We start from the raw sequence: 17,653 nt of genomic DNA on the forward strand, positions 1-17,653 counted from the left end.
TTATTTGTTCGTGATAATGTATGTGATAAAACCTGTAGCGCCTCCTGTTCCACTTCTGTTCTCTCCTGTTCTCACAAAAGTTGCATCACGGTAAACAGCGTCGCGGTAAATATTTGCTATTTGTGTTGAAACAGTTTTCTCTACTACAGTAGCGCTTTCTACACCACCGTCAGGACCTATCACTACTTTTATAACTACTTTACCTGTTTCAGCAGAGGCATCCTTAATACGTGGAATGTCACCCCAGCCCCATCCGGCCATGTTAAGTGATCCGCCTGCACCACCTCCTGGTTTGCCATATAGTGCTTTAGCTTCTAAACTACCTCTAGGGTCGCCTTTGTCGCCTACTTTGTTCGCATCGTCACCGTTGTTGTTGCCAGTAGCAGTATTAGATGTACCACTTTTACCAGTACCGGTATTATTAGTTGGGTTGCCAGGGTAAAGCGACTTTGGCTTTTCAGGCTCCTTTTTCACAACTTCCTCTTTAGGCGGCTGCTCAACTGGTTTTTTAACCTCTTCTTTAACCGTCTCCTTTTTAGGCTGTGGTTTTTCTACCTCTTTAGCAGATACAGGAGCCTCGGCAGTAGTTGTAACAACCTTAGGCGCCTCTACAGCTTTAACCGGAGGTGTAGGCGTTGGAGTTGGCTCTGGTTCAGGTAGCGGATCAGGCTGAGTTGGTGCCGGTTTGCTATCTTCTACATTCTTAGACTCGTTTGGAGTTGCTTGCGTCTGAACATCACCGCTTCCTACTGCATCCAAACCAAAGTTAAGCTCTATGCCTAGTTCAGGTGCAGGCGGGTCCGGAGCTCGCCAGGCCAGCATGTATATCAGGAAAAGCAGAATAAGCACATGCACCCCGATGCTTACACCGGCGGCAATGCGCTTATTTTTTTCTTCCTCTTGAGTTTGGGCAAATGCCATAGTTCTTTCTTATTCGCTTGGTACTGTTGCCAATGTTACGCTGGCATTTAAATTTTTAGCAATACCAGCCACTTTTACTAGGTGCTCTACTGGTACTGTCTTGTCTACGTGTAACACTACGGCACCCTGTTCTGTTCCTCCCTGCAATAACGCTGCCAACTGTGGTTCTATCTGCTCTAAGGCAATTGGTTTATCGTTCAGGTAATACTGCAGATCCTTTGAGATCGTAACGCTTATCTTCTGCATGGTAATATCAGAAGCCTTGCTGCTTGGTAAACTAACCGGTAAGCCAGAAGGTGTTACGAAGTTGGAGGTAAGCATGAAAAATATAAGTAACAGGAAGATGATGTCCGTCATGGACGACATGCTGAACTCCGGGTTGATCCTGTTTTTAGATCGTAAATTCATTCTTACAGTTGTGGTTCTTGTAACAGATCAAGGAACTCGATAGAAGAATACTCCATTGAGTGCACAATGCTGTCAATTTTAGAAACGAGGTAGTTATACCCTACATAGGCAGGCAAACCAATAATAAGGCCGGTAGCTGTTGTTACCATGGCCTCGTAGATACCGCTGGATAATAGCTTTGGGCTAACAGAACCTTCTGCCTGCGCAATAGCGATAAAGGCACCGATCATACCAGTTACCGTACCAAGGAAGCCAAGCATCGGAGCAGCACCCGCAATGGTAGCCAGTGCAGACAAGTTTCGCTCCAAACGGCTAATCTCTATCTTGCCCACGTTCTCAATAGAAGTCTCGATGTTCTTTAAAGGGCTGCCAATTCGAGAAACACCTTTAGAGATCATTCTTGAAACCGGAGTGTTAGCTTGTGCACAAAGCATTTTAGCACCATTGATGTCGCCGGCCAGTACCATACTTTTGATCCTGTCGTTAAAGCCTTCCGGGTTCTTGGCAGCCTTTTTTAATGTAAGGTAACGCTCAAAGAAAATGTAAAGCGCAGCTAGTGAAAGAAGCGCAAGCGGGAACATAGCCCAGCCGCCATTCATAGCCAGATCTAATAGCGATACAGTAGTTTCTGCTGCCTCAGCCCCCTCAGCTATGGCAGTAGTAGTATCAACTGGTGTTGTTGTGATTTGTAATAAGAGTGATGTCATTTTAATAGTTAAATACCCAAATAGTTTCTCCGAATGTACTTCTATATTTATTCAAGGCGTTACGCGCCTCCTCTTCTGTTCCAAAATCCGCTACAGAAACACGGTATAAACGGCTACCTGGGCCTGGTATAAGGACCTTAGCCTCATCAAAGCCCTTCGTTTGTACTTCATAACGGCTGTTTTCTGCACTCAAATAAGTAGAATAACCACCTGTGATGATATAAAAACGATTGGTTTTCTCTTTAATTGTGATAACCGGCTCTGCCTCTTTGATAACCTCAGCTACAGACTCAACTTCATCAACCGGCTCGTTTACAACTACTTCATCCTGTTCTGCAAAAGTATTACTTTCACTAAAAGTATACTCTTCCTGCTCTGCAAACACATCTTCTGTTTCCAGTATCGGCTGTGGCGCTGCCGGAAGTATTGCTTTGTAGTTTACCAGCCTCTCCTCTTCCGAAAACGGAACATAGTCGGCTGCATACTTGTCTGAGGCAAATGTGCTACCCGAGTTAAAGCTTTGGTTGAAGAGCATGATCGGATTCAGGCTGCTGAGATTGTAATCGGCCTGCAGCGAGAAAAAGTATAAAGCCGAAGCAGTCAATCCAGTTAAGGCTATTCCGGCAGCCACATTATATGCTCTTTTTAGTCGCTTTTTAAAGGGCAGCTTTGTTTGTGCCTGTTCTGGTTGCCGATCCTTTTTAAGGGTGCGCAGCACTGCTGGCTCTTCAAACCTGATTGGTCTGGCTGTAATTTCAGGCAAACCGAAGCTTGCGTCCAGCATATTATCAGTTTCCACAAACTCAAACTCGATACGGCGCTCTGCATTATACTTGAATACACCAACATCCCGAAGTACAAATCGGTTCTCCTGGTGCAATGTTGCTTTAGCATGCCGCACAAATTCAGCCACCATTTGCTGCGCATCCTCTTTCGGGATTTGGTTTTTATAGGCAATAGTGCTTGTAAGTAAACCATCAGTTAAAACAAGTTTTTCGTTAAAGGCCACCTTTTTAGAGGGTGGCAGAAAAGAGTGCTTAACCGGGTTAATACGGGCAGACACATAACGTGTGATCAGTCCTCCAAAATCGGGGATGATGACACAGTCATGATCATAGAGCAATGACTTTATGTGCTTTTCAACCATAGGCTATTAAAATGAATAGGTAACTCCACCTAACACGTTTATACTTTTGCTCGGGTAATTTACGAACCTTTCGTATTTCTGTCCAAACAGGTTATTGGCCATCACAAAAATGGTAAAATTATTTGTGAATTTGTAGTCCGCCTTCAGGTTCAGGTCCACGATTTTATCTGTTTCGCGAAGCACTGTTGTTCCGTCAGGTCGGGTGATACGGCCAAATGAGCTACCAATATAGTAAAGTTCTGAATTAAAGAGAATCTTATCGTAGAAGTTATAGGTAGCAAAAACGCTGGTCATCAACTCTGGGCGGTGAAACGGTTGCTCCAGGCTATTGGTGTTATACTTGTTATAATCAGCCTTTAATCCGATGCGCAACTCATCAGAATAGTTAAAAGAACCTTCAGCATAAAAATTTAAAACATTTGTTACGCCATCGTCATACACCAGGTCAAACTTAGTGGAGTCGGTAACAGAGTTGTTATAAAAGTATAAGTTTCGGAAATTTTGATAGGCAACACGACCTGTTAAGTGCACATAGTTGGCAATATTCGCCTGGAAACCTGCATAAACTTCCAGCCCTTTATTAATATCGGCTACCTGCGCATTTGGAGCTATCCATGGGTTTTCCTGGGTCAGGCTGTATAAAGTAACTCTTTCAAGATCACCACCTAAACCAGCGTAAATCTGAAGGTTATCTTTTATTGGCTCTACTGCTATTCTGGCCATCGGGTACACATTAAATGTACGGGCATCATTAACTGTATCACCGGTATAAGCAACGTTGGCACCTAATGTTAGCTTCACAGCATTGAACTGACGTTGGTAAGATGGGAAGATCTTAACATAATTACGGGTTACGCTGGTCTCATCTTTGTGCGTCAGAAACGATAGGTCGGCATCTACTTTAAAAGCTGATACATCATCAATGCCGTACTCACTACGGATACCCATGGCCACATTAACTTCAGACATATTATAGTGGTCGTTCAGGTAAGTTGCTCTCAGGTTAGCGTTGTAAAGGAAAGGTGCGCCAGAGGTCTGGTTGTGTAGTGTGCCTTCCGCTGCCACTCTGTTAAACACCTGCTGAATGTCGTCTTTGTTTACTTCTACTTCCTGGTTAGGTGCATAGCCATAGAAATGATACTTGTCGCGACCATAATTCAACCTGCCACCAAGCGTAAGACCTTTGAGGTAACGTTCGCCATGCACACCAATGCTGCTGTTGGCTACTGCTGAGTTGCCTTTATCTACCGGGCCACGGGCAGAACTGATATGGCTAATTTCAGCACCATAATCTGTATCCTTGCTGCGCTTGTTATGGAAGTAACCTTTCAAGTATAAACTGCCATAATTACCTACACCAGCCTTCAGATAATTGCCGTATAGCTTGGTCAGTTCATCCTGTTTAATGGTAAGCACCCGCATCTGCAGGTTTATATCCTGGCCTGGCAAACGGTAATCCGAATAGCGGTAAAGCACATTGCGATCACCAGTTTCAGGAGGTGGAATTCTGAACTTCTCGAAATTCCTGGCTGCCTGGGGCAATTCAATCACACGGTTTTTCTCTACTACAACCTCTGCATCTTCCAGCTTGGCGCCTTCGCCCCAACCCTGTGCCTGTGCCTGGTTAAAATAGCTGTAGCCCACACTTAGTACAATGGCAAGAGAGGCTAACTTTAATTTATTTTTCATGCTGATGATTCTGTTCTTGATGATCTGATTAAACTGATCTGTTACTGTCTGCCTGTCGTGTCGCTAGCTGGCGCCTTCTGGTTGGCCGGTGCGGCTCGGCCCTCCAGCTTTGCCAGTTTCTGCTTAGCCTCTTCCACGATCTCCTTGTTTGGCGCATTCTCTATGATAGAGTTAAGCGTCGAGGTGGCCTGGAACATCTCGCCCTGAGCAGCATAATTATCTGCAATAAGTATAAATGTTTTACCCAGCCAGTAATCATAGTTAGAGAACTTGTTATTAAAGTCAAAGGCCACATCCAGCGACTCTTTATACTTTTTCTGTTTGTGCAGAATCTCGGCAACCAGGTACTGCGCCTCTGCCCCATTTATATCCGATGCCTCTTTTGCTGTTTCGCGTAGCTCTGTAAGCGCCTGATCTAAACTACCCTGCGCATATGTAGACTTGGCTCTGTGCAGCAGGGCAGTGTTATAAGCATTCAGCGAAGCATTGCCCTGGCTTATCAGCTCATTAGCCACGCGCTTGGTACCTGCGTAATCGTTGGTGCGGAAATAGCTTTGCATCAGGCCCATTAAAGCAGTTTGCTGCTCTTTTCGGTTTGCTGCCAGGTCGCGCAGGCGGCTATAGTATTTAATGGCTTCCGGGTAATTCTTCGCTTCAAACTCAAGGTCTGCCACACGTTGTATACCACGGTTCACATACTCCGACTTATTTTCGGTAACCACTTCTTTCATGCGCTGCAAACCCGTTTGTGTACGGTTCAGGCGCAGGTAAGAGTCTGCCAGGAAATAACGGGCATCCGGAGCAAATGAGCTTTTAGGGTACGAAACAATGAATTTCTCGAATTTAGGAAGCGCCTGCTCGTAGTTCTGAGCAAAGTATAAGTTCTTCGCTGAGTTAAACTCTATACTTTCAAGTGCATCACTTTCCGGGTTGGCAGATTTATACTTATCCAGATACGTATCGAACTCGCTGGTTCTGTTCTCGGCTCCTAGCACCTCCTGTAAGCTGTACAAAGCACCACTGGCAATCTTGGAGTTAGGATACTCGTTAAGCACGCGTTGCTGATCCGCAATAGCCAGGTTATTCTGACCAAGATTAGCATAGGCAATACCGCGCTTCTGCAAAGCATTTGGCACCAGTCTGCTGTTAGGCATGTTATTTATGAGTGCTGTAAAGCCTTTTACTGCTGCCTGGTAATTGCCGCCTTCAAAGTCGATAAGTGTACGTTGGTACTGGGCAGCATCTGCGTAACGAGACTGCGGATACTTAGCAATTACTTCTTGCAAAGCTTGAACTGCCCTATCGTTACGACCAGTTATACTGCTGATTACGCCTTTCTGAAAAAGCGCATAATCACGGTCAGGTGAGCTTGAGGAAAGCACGCGTTCGTAAAGGCTTAGTGCTTCGTTGTAGTTTTTGTTTACATAGTACGTATCGGCCAGACGAAGCGTAGCATCGTTGTAGTTCGGGTTGCTTGGCTTAATGGCATCTAGGTACGCCTTAAAGTGCGTCATGGCCTTATCGTACTGTTTGGTGTTATAGTACGCGTAGCCAATACCGTAACGAGATTTTGTATAATAATCTTCTTTGGCATTTTGCGTGGTACGGAATACCGCGCCATAGCTGTTGATCGCATCATCGTAACGCTGCCCGATGGAATAGGCCTCTCCTTTTACAAAATGACTTGCCGCCGTTACATCTTTATCATAAGGGTACTGCAAAGACTTGTCGAGCATGGCAACTGCCGCCGGAAACTTAGCATCGTTAAATAAGTTAACTGCATGGTGATAAGTTACACGCTGATAGGTCTGAAGTATACGCCAACTCTTCTTCTCCAGACTTTCGATGTGGCGAATGGCATCGGCATAATTGTTAGAGCCAAAGTATGATTCGCTTAAAAGCTTGTCCGCCTCTTCTGCCTGGTCTGAATTCGGGTAGTTCTTGTTAAAATCAGCCAGCGCATTAATTACTTCTCTGAAATTACCAAGGTCGTAACTTACCTGCGCATACTTTAGCGTTGCAGCCTCTGTTACGTCTTTATCATGATCGTTCTTTCTGGCTTGATCAAAGGCAGTTAAGGCAAACTGCTTATTGTTTTCCTTTAAGTAACTTAACCCAAGGTAATAGGCAGCGTTCTGTCCAAGCGCGTCCTTCTTAAGGGCTACTGCCTTAAAATGGGTGATGGCATCCTTGTAATTATTGTTCTTGTAGTCTGTAAAGCCAAATTTATACTGCACCACCGGATCCAATGTCTTTTTACCGGCTGCAAACTGATCAAAATATTTATCGGCTGTCTTATAGTCAGCTTTCTGGTAATAAGCATCACCCACTAACAAAGCGATCTCATCGGCTTGCTGCACTGCAGGCTTTTTGGCCAGCGCGGCTTCACCGTAACGGATCACTTCGTATACGTCATTCTCCTTGTAAAGAATCTCAGTGATCATATAAGGCACTATGTTGGCATACGCCTCATTCTTCTCGGCTACTTTTAAGTCTGCTTTTGCAGCAGCGTAATCTCCTTTCCGGTAAGAAATATAACCGGCGTAGTAACTGGAAGCATATCCAAAACGGTGTTCTTCTTCCCTAAAACCTGTTGTCTTATTCTTGTCAAACCAGATCTTGGCGTTATCAAAGTCTTTGGTGGCAAAGTATGAGTAACCCAGCTTAAATTCCAGTTCTTTGTTTTGCTTTATACTTAACAGGTGTGTCGGGGCAAGTTGCAGCAATTCAGCAGCACGCTTATAGTTTTTCTGCTCAAAGTAATACAAACCCAGTTCGTAATTGGCAAGGGCTGTTTTTGGGTGTGACGGAAAAGTCCGGGCAAAATTCAGGATCAGTTGCTCTGCATCTGGATGCAACAGGTATAAACCGCTTAAAGCATAGTAATACTGTGCATCGGCTGTTTTAGCATTGTCACCAATCAGGTTGATATACTTTCTGAAGGCCTCCTGGGCAGCGCCATACTTTGCACGGTCAAAAAGCTCTACTCCTTCGTGGTAGAATCTATCATCAGAAGTAAAAGCCTGCGTATGTTGCGCCGCCACCACATGAGACCCACCGGCCAACACCGACATAAGCGCAACTTTGTAAGCTAATTTCATATTTTTTTTATTACCCATTGGGATAATCAGTTTTGTTCGTGGAAGTGAATGTATTGCTGGAACTAGGGTAAAACTGTGTTTAAACTATATGTGCCATTCTCAAAGTTACTAAAAAATTAGTAGCACAGCCTGCCTTTAACGCTTTTCTTAAAAAGTAGTTTAGAGAGAATATGTCATAATACCTATACAATGATAGAAACCATAAAAATATTGTGTGAAGTATTACTTTTAACATTTAGGATGCCAAAAACCTTGGCACAGGGTGCAGAATTTTAAAGATAAGCTCCGTTAAAATAGCAACTTCCGACATATCGCCCCCAGTAATACCTTTCACCTGCAAGTCGCTTGTTCTTATGTAATGTATGATATCGATGCAGCGTTGTGGTGGGTAAGCGCGCATAGCCTGCACATAATCTTTGATTTTCCAGGCTTGAGAACCCAGGCTCTTTTTCATTCCGGCTTCCGATTTATCTGCCTGGGTGTGCAGCATCAGCAGTTTAGTGAAAAAATTAAAAAGCATAGATAGATTAGGGATTAGTGGATTACTTTTCGGGTTAGACTCAAAATAATGTATTATCCGGTTCGCTTTTAAGGGATCGCGGCTGATAAGTGCGGCCTGAAGTTCGAAAATGTTATACTCCTTACTAATGCCCACGTTTTCCTGCACCACCCCTTCGTCTATAGTAGTACCAGGTTTTAGATTGATCAGCAGTTTGTCTATCTCGTTTGCCAATCTGGACAGGTCTGAGCCAATGTATTCACTGAGTAACTGTACTGCCTGCGGAGTGGCTTTTATACTTTTCTGCTTAAGGTAATTTGTAACCCAGGCTGGTACTTGGTTGTCGTAAAGCTTTTTGGTTGTAAGCAATACTGCATGTTTACCAATTATTTTGGCCAGACTCTTTCTGCCATCCAGCGTTTTATGTTTGTAGCAGAACACCAGTATAGTAGACGGAAGCGGGTTTTGAAGATAAGCCTCCAACTGCTTCATTCCCTCCTCTTTTTCAATATCCTGTATACTTTGCGCCTCCTTTACAATCACTACCGATCTGTCCGACATCATCGGGAAGCGCTTTGCCTGCAGCAATACTGTGGCCACATCCACATCCTTGCCATACACCACCACCTGATTAAAGCCTTTTTCATGTTCCTGTAGGGCGTTCTGCTCTATGTATTCGGCAATTGTATCTATGTAAAAAGATTCCTCGCCCTGTAAAAAGTAAACCGGGGCAAACTGCCTTTGCTTTAATTGCTCTAAAATACCTTCGGGTGTGTGTGCCATTGCGGTAATGGGGATTTGGTAGCTGTAAACAGGAATACAATATTGCTCCTCTCCTACAAATTTAAGGCATCAGCAACAAATTAAAAGCCTGTTCTCGGATTAATCTAAAGTAACTTTACTTCTCATTTAAACTTATACTTTATAAGGCAGTTCTTACCATAACTATTCTTGGCATGCCATCCAGGTAATAATTATGCTTGGAATGATGCTGAACAAAGCCCAGTTTTTCGTATAATCTGAAACCACTTTTGTTCACCGGATCAACGGTTAAATAAATGGCTGTTGCTCCCTTAGCCTCTACAGTCTCTATTAAAGAATCGATCAGCTTTTCTCCAATACTCTGACCTCTGAATTCCGGTAGCACACCTAACGAAAGGAACCAGGCTGTTTTAGTTTCAGAATTGTAGTGTCCAATAGCATAACCTATTATACTTTCGTTAAACTCAGCAACTAAAAGTAAATCACCTGTAATATCCAGCAATTGTCTCAGTGCAAACAAGGGATAGGTATCCTGGCCGAAAAGTAATTCGTCAACTGCCTTAACTGCTGTCAGGTCCTGTAGTTGTGCCGGTCTTATTTGTAATTGCATGATATCAAAGTATGAATGACTCCAGCAGTTAAAGGTAAAGTATAAACATATAAACTTAGAGCTGATCTATAGATTATGAATAAAGTATGGCTCTCATTTACCATTTGCCTCAAATAAACTGCCAACTCTTTTTTATATTTGCCATGAACAGACGAAACTGGTGTAAATGAATCTTATTAACGAATTAAGGTGGAGAGGCATGCTCCATGATTTCATGCCGGGCACAGAAGAACAACTGGCCGCCGAAATGACAACGGGCTATATTGGTTTTGACCCAACTGCCAGTTCTTTGCACATAGGTAATCTTGCCACTATTATGCTGCTTGTGCACCTACAACTCGCAGGCCATAAGCCAGTTGCTCTTGTAGGCGGTGCCACAGGTATGATTGGAGACCCATCCGGCAAATCTGCAGAGCGCAACTTACTTGATGAAGAAACGCTACGCGCCAACCAGGAAGGTATAAAGGCTCAGCTGGAAAAGTTCCTAGACTTTAACAGTAACGCTAATTCTGCCGAGATAGTAAACAACTACGATTGGTTTAAGGAGTTTAGTTTTCTGGGCTTTTTGCGTGAGGTAGGAAAGCACCTCACTGTAAATTACATGATGGCCAAAGACTCGGTGAAGAAACGCATCAGCGCCGACGAAGAAGGCGATCGCGCCGAAGGCTTATCATTTACGGAGTTTTCTTACCAACTTATCCAGGGCTACGACTTCTTTCACCTATACAAAAACAAAGGTGTAAAGCTACAGATGGGTGCTTCTGACCAATGGGGAAACATCACAACCGGAACAGAACTGATACGCCGCATGGATGGCGGTAAAGCCTTTGCTTTAGTGGGCAAACTGGTTACCAAATCAGACGGTACTAAGTTCGGAAAATCAGAAGGTGGTAATGTGTGGTTAGATCCGAATCTTACCTCTCCTTACAAGTTCTACCAGTTCTGGCTAAACCTGTCTGACGAGGAAGCCGAGAAGCTGATTAAAGTATATACTTTGCTTCCGGAAGATGAAATTGCACGATTGGCAGAAGAGCACAAACAAGCCCCCCATTTAAGGGTTTTACAGAAAGCCCTGGCTAAAGATGTTACAATTCGGGTGCATTCCGAAGAAGATTATAATTCTGCAGTAGAAGCATCAGAAATTTTATTTGGGAAAGGTGATTTTAATACGCTTAAGGGCCTGAAAGAGGATATTCTGCTCTCAATTTTTGAAGGCGTGCCTCAGATCGAAATTACAAAAGAAAGCTTTGAAACAGCAGGTACAGTAACAGACCTGTTATCTGATGTAACAGGCGGCCAGATCTTCGATTCAAAGGGTGAAGCTAAGCGTATGATCAAAAACGGTGGTGTAAGTATAAACCGACAGAAGGTTGCCGGGCCAGATGATGCCGTAGATTTTGAATTATTGCAGCAGAAGCACCTGGTAGTACAGAAAGGTAAGAAGAACTATTACTTAGTTACTGTTAAATAGCTGTTTTACAATTATTTATAAATAAAAAAGGTGGCCTTTGCAGGTCACCTTTTTTATTTAATTCAGGCTGTTTACGACTTATTTGTTCGTAGTAGCGCTGTTTTTTGTATCCTGAACTTCCTTACGGATGTCCTGAGCCATGTTCTTAAGATCCTGCATGCCTTTACGTACACGAGTACCTGCAGCAGCGTTACCTTTATCGTAGAATTTTTCGAAATCAGATTCCAACGACATTACAAGGTCTCTCAGTTTGCTAAAGTTGTTGTTCATTAGAGCTATTTGTTATAGTGAAACATTTGTTTTTACTGCTCTAATATACACATTTGTTACAAACAAGCAAAAATTAGCGAATTTTAATATATGCCTTTGCAGCCCCTTAAGCGGTAACTGCAGGACTTGCATACAAACCTTTATCCAATTTTTGTGCAATTTTTTCGAATGCATTGATCGTCTCTTCCACATCAGCCAAAGTATGAACTGCCGTAGGGATAAGGCGCAGCATAATCACATCTTTAGGCACTACCGGGTACACCACGATAGAGCAGAAAATGCTATAGTTCTCACGCAGGTCAAGCGTGAGTTGGGTAGCATCCGGAATCTGACCGTTAAGGAAAACAGGCGTCACCGGAGACTCAGTGCCACCAATGTTAAAGCCCTTCTCACGAAGACCTGTTTGCAAAGCATTTACTACTGTCCAAAGCTGATCTTTAAGCTCTGGTTTCGTGCGTAGCAGTTCTAAACGCTTAAGTGCACCAACTACCAAAGGCATTGGCAATGACTTGGCGAAAATCTGAGAACGCATGTTATAGCGAAGATACTCTACCACTTGTTCGTTAGAGGCAACAAAGGCACCAATACTCGCCATCGACTTGGCAAACGTGGAGAAGTATACATCGATCCCGTCCTGGCAGTTCAGGTGCTCGCCTGTACCAGCACCCGTCTCGCCCATAGTGCCGAATCCGTGTGCATCATCAACAAATAAACGGAAGCTGAATTTCTCTTTTAGGGCAATTACCTTATCCAGGCTACCCAGCTTACCTGACATACCAAATACACCCTCCGTGATTACAAGTATGGCGCCGCCTGTGTTCTCAGTCCAGCGTGTAGCACGCTCCAACTGCTTCTCAAGGCTCTCCATGTCGTTGTGACCATACACAAAGCGCTTGCCCTGGTGCAGACGAACACCATCAATAATACAAGCATGCGATTCGGCATCATAAACGATGACATCGTGCCTGTCAACCAGCGCATCAATGATGGAAACAACACCCTGGTAACCAAAGTTAAGCAACAAGGCATCAGGCTTTTGCACAAACTCAGCCAGTTCAGCTTCCAGCTGCTCATGTAGGTTTGAGTTACCGGACATGATACGGGCTCCCATCGGGTAAGCCATTCCCCACTCAGCAGCAGCTTCAGCATCAGCTTTACGTACCTCAGGGTGGTTAGCAAGACCTAAATAGTTGTTTAAGCTCCAGGTAAGCACCTCTTTGCCTCTGAATTTCATGCGTGGCGCGATCTCCCCTTCTAGCTTTGGAAACGTAAAATAGCCATGCGCATAATGAGAGTGGCTTCCTAATGGACCTCTGTTGGTCAACAACTTTTCAAATAAATCCACTTGTGTATTAATTTGGTTATCAGAATAATTTCAGACTTTAAATTGCAGGCTACACCTAATATATTTTGTATAGCTCCAAGCTTTGCAAATTTATGCTTTTAGAACATCAATTACAATGTATATATATTATATCAGAAGTGCCTTTTTATACTTATGCCTTTTAACTTTGCCCTTAAAGCGTTTTCTTTGGATACTAATTGATATAACACCTGCATGAGAAAAATAAACAAGATACTGATAGCCAACCGGGGTGAGATAGCCCTTCGGGTAATGCGCACAGCTAAAGAGATGGGAATCAAAACAGTAGCTGTTTACAGCGAAGCTGACCGAAACGCATTGCATGTACGTTTTGCAGACGAAGCCGTTTGCGTAGGCGGCCCCAAATCAAGCGAGTCTTACCTGCGCGGCGACGTGATCATTGATGTTTGCAAGCAACTGGGAGTTGATGCCATACATCCTGGTTACGGTTTCTTGTCTGAGAATGCTGGTTTTGCCCAAAAAGTTAAAGAGGCAGGCCTTATTTTTATCGGACCATCTCCGGAGGCTATCGAGCTGATGGGCAGTAAGCTCGCTGCCAAGGCTGCTGTATCAAAGTATAACATACCTATGGTACCGGGCACCGAAGAGGCGATAACAGATGTTGAAGCGGCCAAAGTAATTGCAACCGAAGTTGGCTTTCCGATCCTGATAAAGGCAAGTGCAGGCGGCGGCGGTAAAGGCATGCGTATTGTAGAAAGCGTGCACCAGTTTGAAGAGCAGATGCAGATGGCCGTAAGTGAGGCAACTTCAGCCTTTGGTGATGGCTCTGTCTTTATCGAAAAGTATATCGGCTCGCCGCGGCACATTGAAATTCAGGTGCTTGGCGATACACACGGCAATATTGTGCACCTGTTCGAGCGTGAATGCTCTATTCAGCGCCGCCACCAGAAAGTAGTTGAAGAAGCACCTTCTTCTGTACTTACTCCTGAACTGCGCGATGAAATGGGCCGCTGTGCGGTAAACGTGGCCAAAGCTTGTGACTATATAGGTGCAGGCACGGTGGAGTTTCTGCTGGATGAAAACCTTAATTTCTACTTCCTGGAAATGAATACACGCCTGCAGGTAGAGCATCCGGTTACAGAACAGATTACAGGGCTTGACCTGGTAAAAGAGCAAATACTGATTGCAGAAGGAAATCCATTGAGCTTCGCACAGGAAGACTTACAAATAAATGGCCACGCCCTGGAGTTGCGCGTTTATGCCGAAGACCCTGCGAACAACTTCCTGCCGGATATTGGAAAACTTGTGACTTACAAGCGGCCGCAAGGCTTAGGAGTGCGTATAGATGATGGTTTCGAGCAGGGCATGGAGATTCCGATCTACTACGACCCGATGATCGCCAAACTGGTAACCTTCGGCAAGGACCGACAAGAGGCTATTGATAAAATGCTGCGAGCCATTGATGAGTACGTGATTACAGGGATCGAAACTACGCTGCCATTTGGCAAGTATGTATTGCAACATGAGGCTTTCGTTAGCGGCAACTTCGACACAAAATTTATTGAGCGCTATTTTACACCAGAGGATCTAAACCTTGAACTAGATGAGGCTTCTGAAGAGATTGGCGTTGCGCTTACAGCTATGTTACTAAATGACAATAAAGGGAAATCAGGTGCAGTAAACTCGAACAGCCACACAGCTACTGTTAATTCTAACTGGCGAAAGAACAGAGTAAGGTAAGTATACCTGCAGAAAGTATAAACAGAGAGGGCGGCCAAATACGACCGCCCTCTCTGTTTATACTTTAATTTCCGGATCAGGAATTTAGAAGTATAGCATATATACTTTAGATCAAATCGAACAGGCTCTTCACCCCAATATTGCGTTCCTTGGTGAATCCTTCGCCATAGGTAACGCCAATGGAATGGCCCATTTCCTTTGCCCGGGATTCTATAAAATCCAGAAACTCCGGTGAAGAGATATAGGTGTTTGGTGAAGTATCGTCTGGGTTAAAAAACTGAGATTTAAAAGCACGGATCGTTTCCATTTTTTTATCCCAGTGAGCTGTTACGTCAACAACCACATCCGGCGTTATAAACCGATCCTGGATATAGTGGTACACTGCTTTTGGTCTCCAGGCATCCTGCTCCTCTCCTGACTCGTTCTGTGTTTTGATCATCTTTAAACCGGATTTAAAGCAAGACTCAGAAACCAGATCAGAGCCTCTCCCATGGTCCGGGTGGCGATCGTATATAGCGTTCATAATAACAAGCTCTGGCTTATACTTGCGTATCATCTCCACTACTTTTAACTGATGGGCTTTATCATTCTGAAAGAAACCGTCAGCAAAACCTAGGTTCTCTCTAATAGCCAATCCCATAATGCGGCTGGCATCCTCGGCTTCCTGTAACCTTGTTTCAGGTGTGCCACGCGTGCCAAGCTCGCCTTGCGTTAAATCGATAATGCCTACTTTTTTGCCATCTGCAATATGGGCAATAAGCGTACCTGCACAGCCTAACTCAATATCATCTGGGTGTGAGGCAAAGGCAAGTATGTCTAATTTCATAGTTTCTGTGTTATCTGATACGGAGCTTTCTTCCAACTTTTAAGGTAGTACGGGTGCTGATACCATTAAGCTTAGCTATTTGACTGGCAGACACGCCATACTTTTTACCAATGCCAGATAGTGTGTCGCCGCTTCTTACAGTATGGTATGAAGTTCGACGTCCACCGCTGCTGCTGCTCTTTGCCCTATTATAGTAGTTAAATAAAGCGGATGTGATCGTAAGACTTTCCCCTTTAAGCAAATAGCCAGGGAAATTGTACATGTTTTCAGGATCTATGGGGTTGCCTTGGTAACGTACTTCATAATGCAGATGTGGTCCTGAGCTACGACCTGTGCTTCCGCCCAGGCCAATAATGTCGCCTGCCTTCACAAACTGACCTACCTGGGCAATTGGTCTACTCATGTGGCCATAAAGCGTTTCGAGGCCGTTGTAATGGCGCACCACGATATAATTACCATAGCCGCCGCCATCCCATTTGTTTATCCTGATCACGCCATCAAAAGCGGCAAAAATAGAGTCTCCCGTGTTAAGATCGATATCGGTACCGTAGTGCCAGCGTCCTCCTCTACTACCAAAGTGGCTGGTTACCGGTGTTTCAACGAGTGGCATTTTATAGTTACGGTTGCTGCGTGGATCATACAATTTAATATCAACTGTATCTTTCAGCTGCCGGCCATCCATCCTGTACGGATTGATGTTGCGTGTATCCCAAATAGCATAGTAACCTGCAATCCTGATCCAGGTAGAGTCAACCAGAACCTCTTCAGACATTTCGACGATGTGCTGTTCACCCAGGTCTAATTCAGATGTATCCTCACTGACAATAGAAAGCTCTTTCTTTGGATTAAAGAAAATAGACTTGTCAGCATCAGATTGATCATCCGGAAACTCATCATACTTTATAAGGATAGTAGTATCAGGCCGGACGTACTGTATCTTCGGAGACTTTGCTTTAAAAAGGTCTTTCTTTACTTTACCTTGTGCCATTGCACTATCTACCCCACCTATAAAGCAGAGTAAAGAAAGTACCATAAATAAGGATAATCTGAATTTTGACATAACATCAAATTTAGCCAGGCGCGTTTATAGCTTTCGCATGTTAAACTGCATCAAAGCCATTTTATTGTAAAGCTCTCAACAACGTACACTTAAATAAAGTGCAATTAACTGAGTGTCTTGTAAAAAAATTAGTGCAAATCGTTTGCAGCCAGGTAACGTTCTGCATCAAGGGCAGCCATGCAGCCTGAACCTGCTGCTGTTACGGCCTGACGGTATGTAAAGTCCTGCACATCGCCACAGGCAAATACACCGTCTATATTCGTTTTGGAAGTTCCAGGGATCGTGCGTATATAACCATTCTCGTCCAGGTTTAAAAAGTCTTTAAAAATATCAGAGTTTGGTTTGTGACCAATGGCTACGAAAAAACCTTTTACAGGAATCTCTTTGGTTTCGTTTGTCAGTACATTTTTAACCCTAACAGCTTCTACTGTCTGATCACCTAATATTTCATCTGTAACAGAGTTCCAGAGTATTTCAATATTCTTTGTTTTTTTAACGCGCTCCTGCATAATAGTGGAGGCACGCATCTCTTCTCTACGCACGATCATGTATACTTTAGTGCATAGGTTTGAAAGGTATGTTGCTTCTTCAGCTGCAGTATCGCCGGCACCTACTATAGCTACATCCTGGCCACGGTAAAAAAATCCATCGCACACGGCACAGGCAGAAACACCGCTGCCGTTCAGTCTTGATTCAGAGTCTAGACCCAGCCATTTAGCAGAGGCACCTGTAGAAATAATAACAGTATATGCCTCAATAACTTTTTGATCGTCTATGGTTACTTTATGCGGCTGAGAAGAAAAGTCAACGGCAGTAGCAATACCATAGCGCACATCAGTACCAAAACGTTCAGCCTGTTTTTTAAAGTCTTCCATCATCTCCGGCCCCATAACGCCATCCGGGTAACCCGGATAGTTCTCTACATCATTGGTAATGGTTAACTGACCACCTGGCTGCAACCCCTGATACAAAACCGGGTTAAGCCCGGCTCTTGAGGCATATATAGCTGCTGTGTAACCAGCGGGACCTGAACCGATGATAAGGCATTTTACTTTTTCTATTTCCATTTGTATGTCTGTGCTCAAAGAAATTTGGATGCAAGTATACAAAATTTCTGG

The 17,653-nt window shown here is 44.0% G+C and carries 15 protein-coding genes; 2 read left to right on the forward strand and 13 right to left on the reverse strand.

Annotated features, from left to right (window positions below):
• From K0O23_RS15960 to K0O23_RS15995, 8 genes are all read right to left on the reverse strand, one after another.
• A complete protein-coding gene (locus tag K0O23_RS15960; protein ID WP_219878451.1) occupies positions 1–921 on the reverse strand; it encodes an energy transducer TonB in 921 nt (306 codons plus the stop codon).
• Positions 922–930: 9 nt separating this feature from the next.
• On the reverse strand, positions 931–1,329 hold the full coding sequence (locus tag K0O23_RS15965; RefSeq protein ID WP_219878452.1) for an ExbD/TolR family protein: 399 nt from the start codon (positions 1,327–1,329) through the stop codon (positions 931–933).
• Between the two features lie 2 nt (positions 1,330–1,331).
• On the reverse strand, positions 1,332–2,036 hold the full coding sequence (locus K0O23_RS15970; protein ID WP_246597157.1) for a MotA/TolQ/ExbB proton channel family protein: 705 nt from the start codon (positions 2,034–2,036) through the stop codon (positions 1,332–1,334).
• A 1-nt stretch (position 2,037) separates the two neighbouring features.
• The gene (locus K0O23_RS15975) at positions 2,038–3,183 is read right to left on the reverse strand and encodes an HU domain-containing protein (RefSeq protein WP_219878453.1); all 1,146 of its coding nucleotides are present in this window, start codon (positions 3,181–3,183) and stop codon (positions 2,038–2,040) included.
• 6 nt (positions 3,184–3,189) lie between these two features.
• Complete coding sequence (locus K0O23_RS15980; protein ID WP_219878454.1) at positions 3,190–4,872, reverse strand: TonB-dependent receptor; 1,683 nt, start codon at positions 4,870–4,872, stop codon at positions 3,190–3,192.
• Positions 4,873–4,913: 41 nt separating this feature from the next.
• Positions 4,914–7,973, reverse strand: coding sequence for a tetratricopeptide repeat protein (locus tag K0O23_RS15985; RefSeq protein WP_219878455.1), 3,060 nt, complete (start codon positions 7,971–7,973; stop codon positions 4,914–4,916).
• A gap of 235 nt (positions 7,974–8,208) precedes the next feature.
• On the reverse strand, positions 8,209–9,255 hold the full coding sequence (gene holA / locus K0O23_RS15990; protein WP_219878456.1) for a DNA polymerase III subunit delta: 1,047 nt from the start codon (positions 9,253–9,255) through the stop codon (positions 8,209–8,211).
• Positions 9,256–9,394: 139 nt separating this feature from the next.
• Complete coding sequence (locus K0O23_RS15995) at positions 9,395–9,844, reverse strand: GNAT family N-acetyltransferase (protein ID WP_219878457.1); 450 nt, start codon at positions 9,842–9,844, stop codon at positions 9,395–9,397.
• 166 nt (positions 9,845–10,010) lie between these two features.
• On the opposite strand from K0O23_RS15995, the gene tyrS reads away from it, so the two are divergent.
• Complete coding sequence (gene tyrS, locus K0O23_RS16000; RefSeq protein ID WP_219878458.1) at positions 10,011–11,315, forward strand: tyrosine--tRNA ligase; 1,305 nt, start codon at positions 10,011–10,013, stop codon at positions 11,313–11,315.
• Between the two features lie 78 nt (positions 11,316–11,393).
• Here the strand turns inward: tyrS and K0O23_RS16005 are convergent, their stop codons facing one another.
• Together K0O23_RS16005 and K0O23_RS16010 are read right to left on the reverse strand one after the other, a co-directional pair.
• Positions 11,394–11,585 (reverse strand): histone H1, encoded by a 192-nt coding sequence (locus K0O23_RS16005; protein WP_219878459.1) that lies wholly within the window; start codon positions 11,583–11,585, stop codon positions 11,394–11,396.
• 106 nt (positions 11,586–11,691) lie between these two features.
• The gene (locus K0O23_RS16010; protein ID WP_219878460.1) at positions 11,692–12,930 is read right to left on the reverse strand and encodes an aminotransferase class I/II-fold pyridoxal phosphate-dependent enzyme; all 1,239 of its coding nucleotides are present in this window, start codon (positions 12,928–12,930) and stop codon (positions 11,692–11,694) included.
• Between the two features lie 213 nt (positions 12,931–13,143).
• On the opposite strand from K0O23_RS16010, the gene accC reads away from it, so the two are divergent.
• The gene (accC, locus tag K0O23_RS16015) at positions 13,144–14,649 is read left to right on the forward strand and encodes an acetyl-CoA carboxylase biotin carboxylase subunit (RefSeq protein ID WP_219878461.1); all 1,506 of its coding nucleotides are present in this window, start codon (positions 13,144–13,146) and stop codon (positions 14,647–14,649) included.
• A 106-nt stretch (positions 14,650–14,755) separates the two neighbouring features.
• On the opposite strand, the gene bshB1 is transcribed toward accC, so the two are convergent.
• The 3 genes from bshB1 to trxB form a co-directional block, all read right to left on the reverse strand.
• A complete protein-coding gene (gene bshB1, locus K0O23_RS16020; RefSeq protein ID WP_219878462.1) occupies positions 14,756–15,475 on the reverse strand; it encodes a bacillithiol biosynthesis deacetylase BshB1 in 720 nt (239 codons plus the stop codon).
• A gap of 10 nt (positions 15,476–15,485) precedes the next feature.
• Entirely contained in the window at positions 15,486–16,535 is a 1,050-nt protein-coding gene (locus K0O23_RS16025; protein WP_219878463.1) for a M23 family metallopeptidase, read from the reverse strand.
• A 128-nt stretch (positions 16,536–16,663) separates the two neighbouring features.
• On the reverse strand, positions 16,664–17,602 hold the full coding sequence (gene trxB / locus K0O23_RS16030) for a thioredoxin-disulfide reductase (protein WP_219878464.1): 939 nt from the start codon (positions 17,600–17,602) through the stop codon (positions 16,664–16,666).
• Positions 17,603–17,653 lie beyond the last annotated feature (51 nt).

It is taken from the genome of Pontibacter aydingkolensis (assembly GCF_019443125.1).
GTDB lineage: Bacteria > Bacteroidota > Bacteroidia > Cytophagales > Hymenobacteraceae > Pontibacter > Pontibacter aydingkolensis.

Bases quoted from the DNA above. Each gene is read 5' to 3' on its own strand.
- K0O23_RS15960 (WP_219878451.1), bottom strand. From the start codon at position 921: ATGGCATTTGCCCAAACTCAAGAGGAAGAAAAAAATAAGCGCATTGCC.
- K0O23_RS15965 (WP_219878452.1), bottom strand. From the start codon at position 1,329: ATGAATTTACGATCTAAAAACAGGATCAACCCGGAGTTCAGCATGTCG.
- K0O23_RS15970 (WP_246597157.1), bottom strand. From the start codon at position 2,036: ATGACATCACTCTTATTACAAATCACAACAACACCAGTTGATACTACT.
- K0O23_RS15975 (WP_219878453.1), bottom strand. From the start codon at position 3,183: ATGGTTGAAAAGCACATAAAGTCATTGCTCTATGATCATGACTGTGTC.
- K0O23_RS15980 (WP_219878454.1), bottom strand. From the start codon at position 4,872: ATGAAAAATAAATTAAAGTTAGCCTCTCTTGCCATTGTACTAAGTGTG.
- K0O23_RS15985 (WP_219878455.1), bottom strand. From the start codon at position 7,973: ATGAAATTAGCTTACAAAGTTGCGCTTATGTCGGTGTTGGCCGGTGGG.
- holA (WP_219878456.1), bottom strand. From the start codon at position 9,255: ATGGCACACACACCCGAAGGTATTTTAGAGCAATTAAAGCAAAGGCAG.
- K0O23_RS15995 (WP_219878457.1), bottom strand. From the start codon at position 9,844: ATGCAATTACAAATAAGACCGGCACAACTACAGGACCTGACAGCAGTT.
- tyrS (WP_219878458.1), top strand. From the start codon at position 10,011: ATGAATCTTATTAACGAATTAAGGTGGAGAGGCATGCTCCATGATTTC.
- K0O23_RS16005 (WP_219878459.1), bottom strand. From the start codon at position 11,585: ATGAACAACAACTTTAGCAAACTGAGAGACCTTGTAATGTCGTTGGAA.
- accC (WP_219878461.1), top strand. From the start codon at position 13,144: ATGAGAAAAATAAACAAGATACTGATAGCCAACCGGGGTGAGATAGCC.
- bshB1 (WP_219878462.1), bottom strand. From the start codon at position 15,475: ATGAAATTAGACATACTTGCCTTTGCCTCACACCCAGATGATATTGAG.
- K0O23_RS16025 (WP_219878463.1), bottom strand. From the start codon at position 16,535: ATGTCAAAATTCAGATTATCCTTATTTATGGTACTTTCTTTACTCTGC.
- trxB (WP_219878464.1), bottom strand. From the start codon at position 17,602: ATGGAAATAGAAAAAGTAAAATGCCTTATCATCGGTTCAGGTCCCGCT.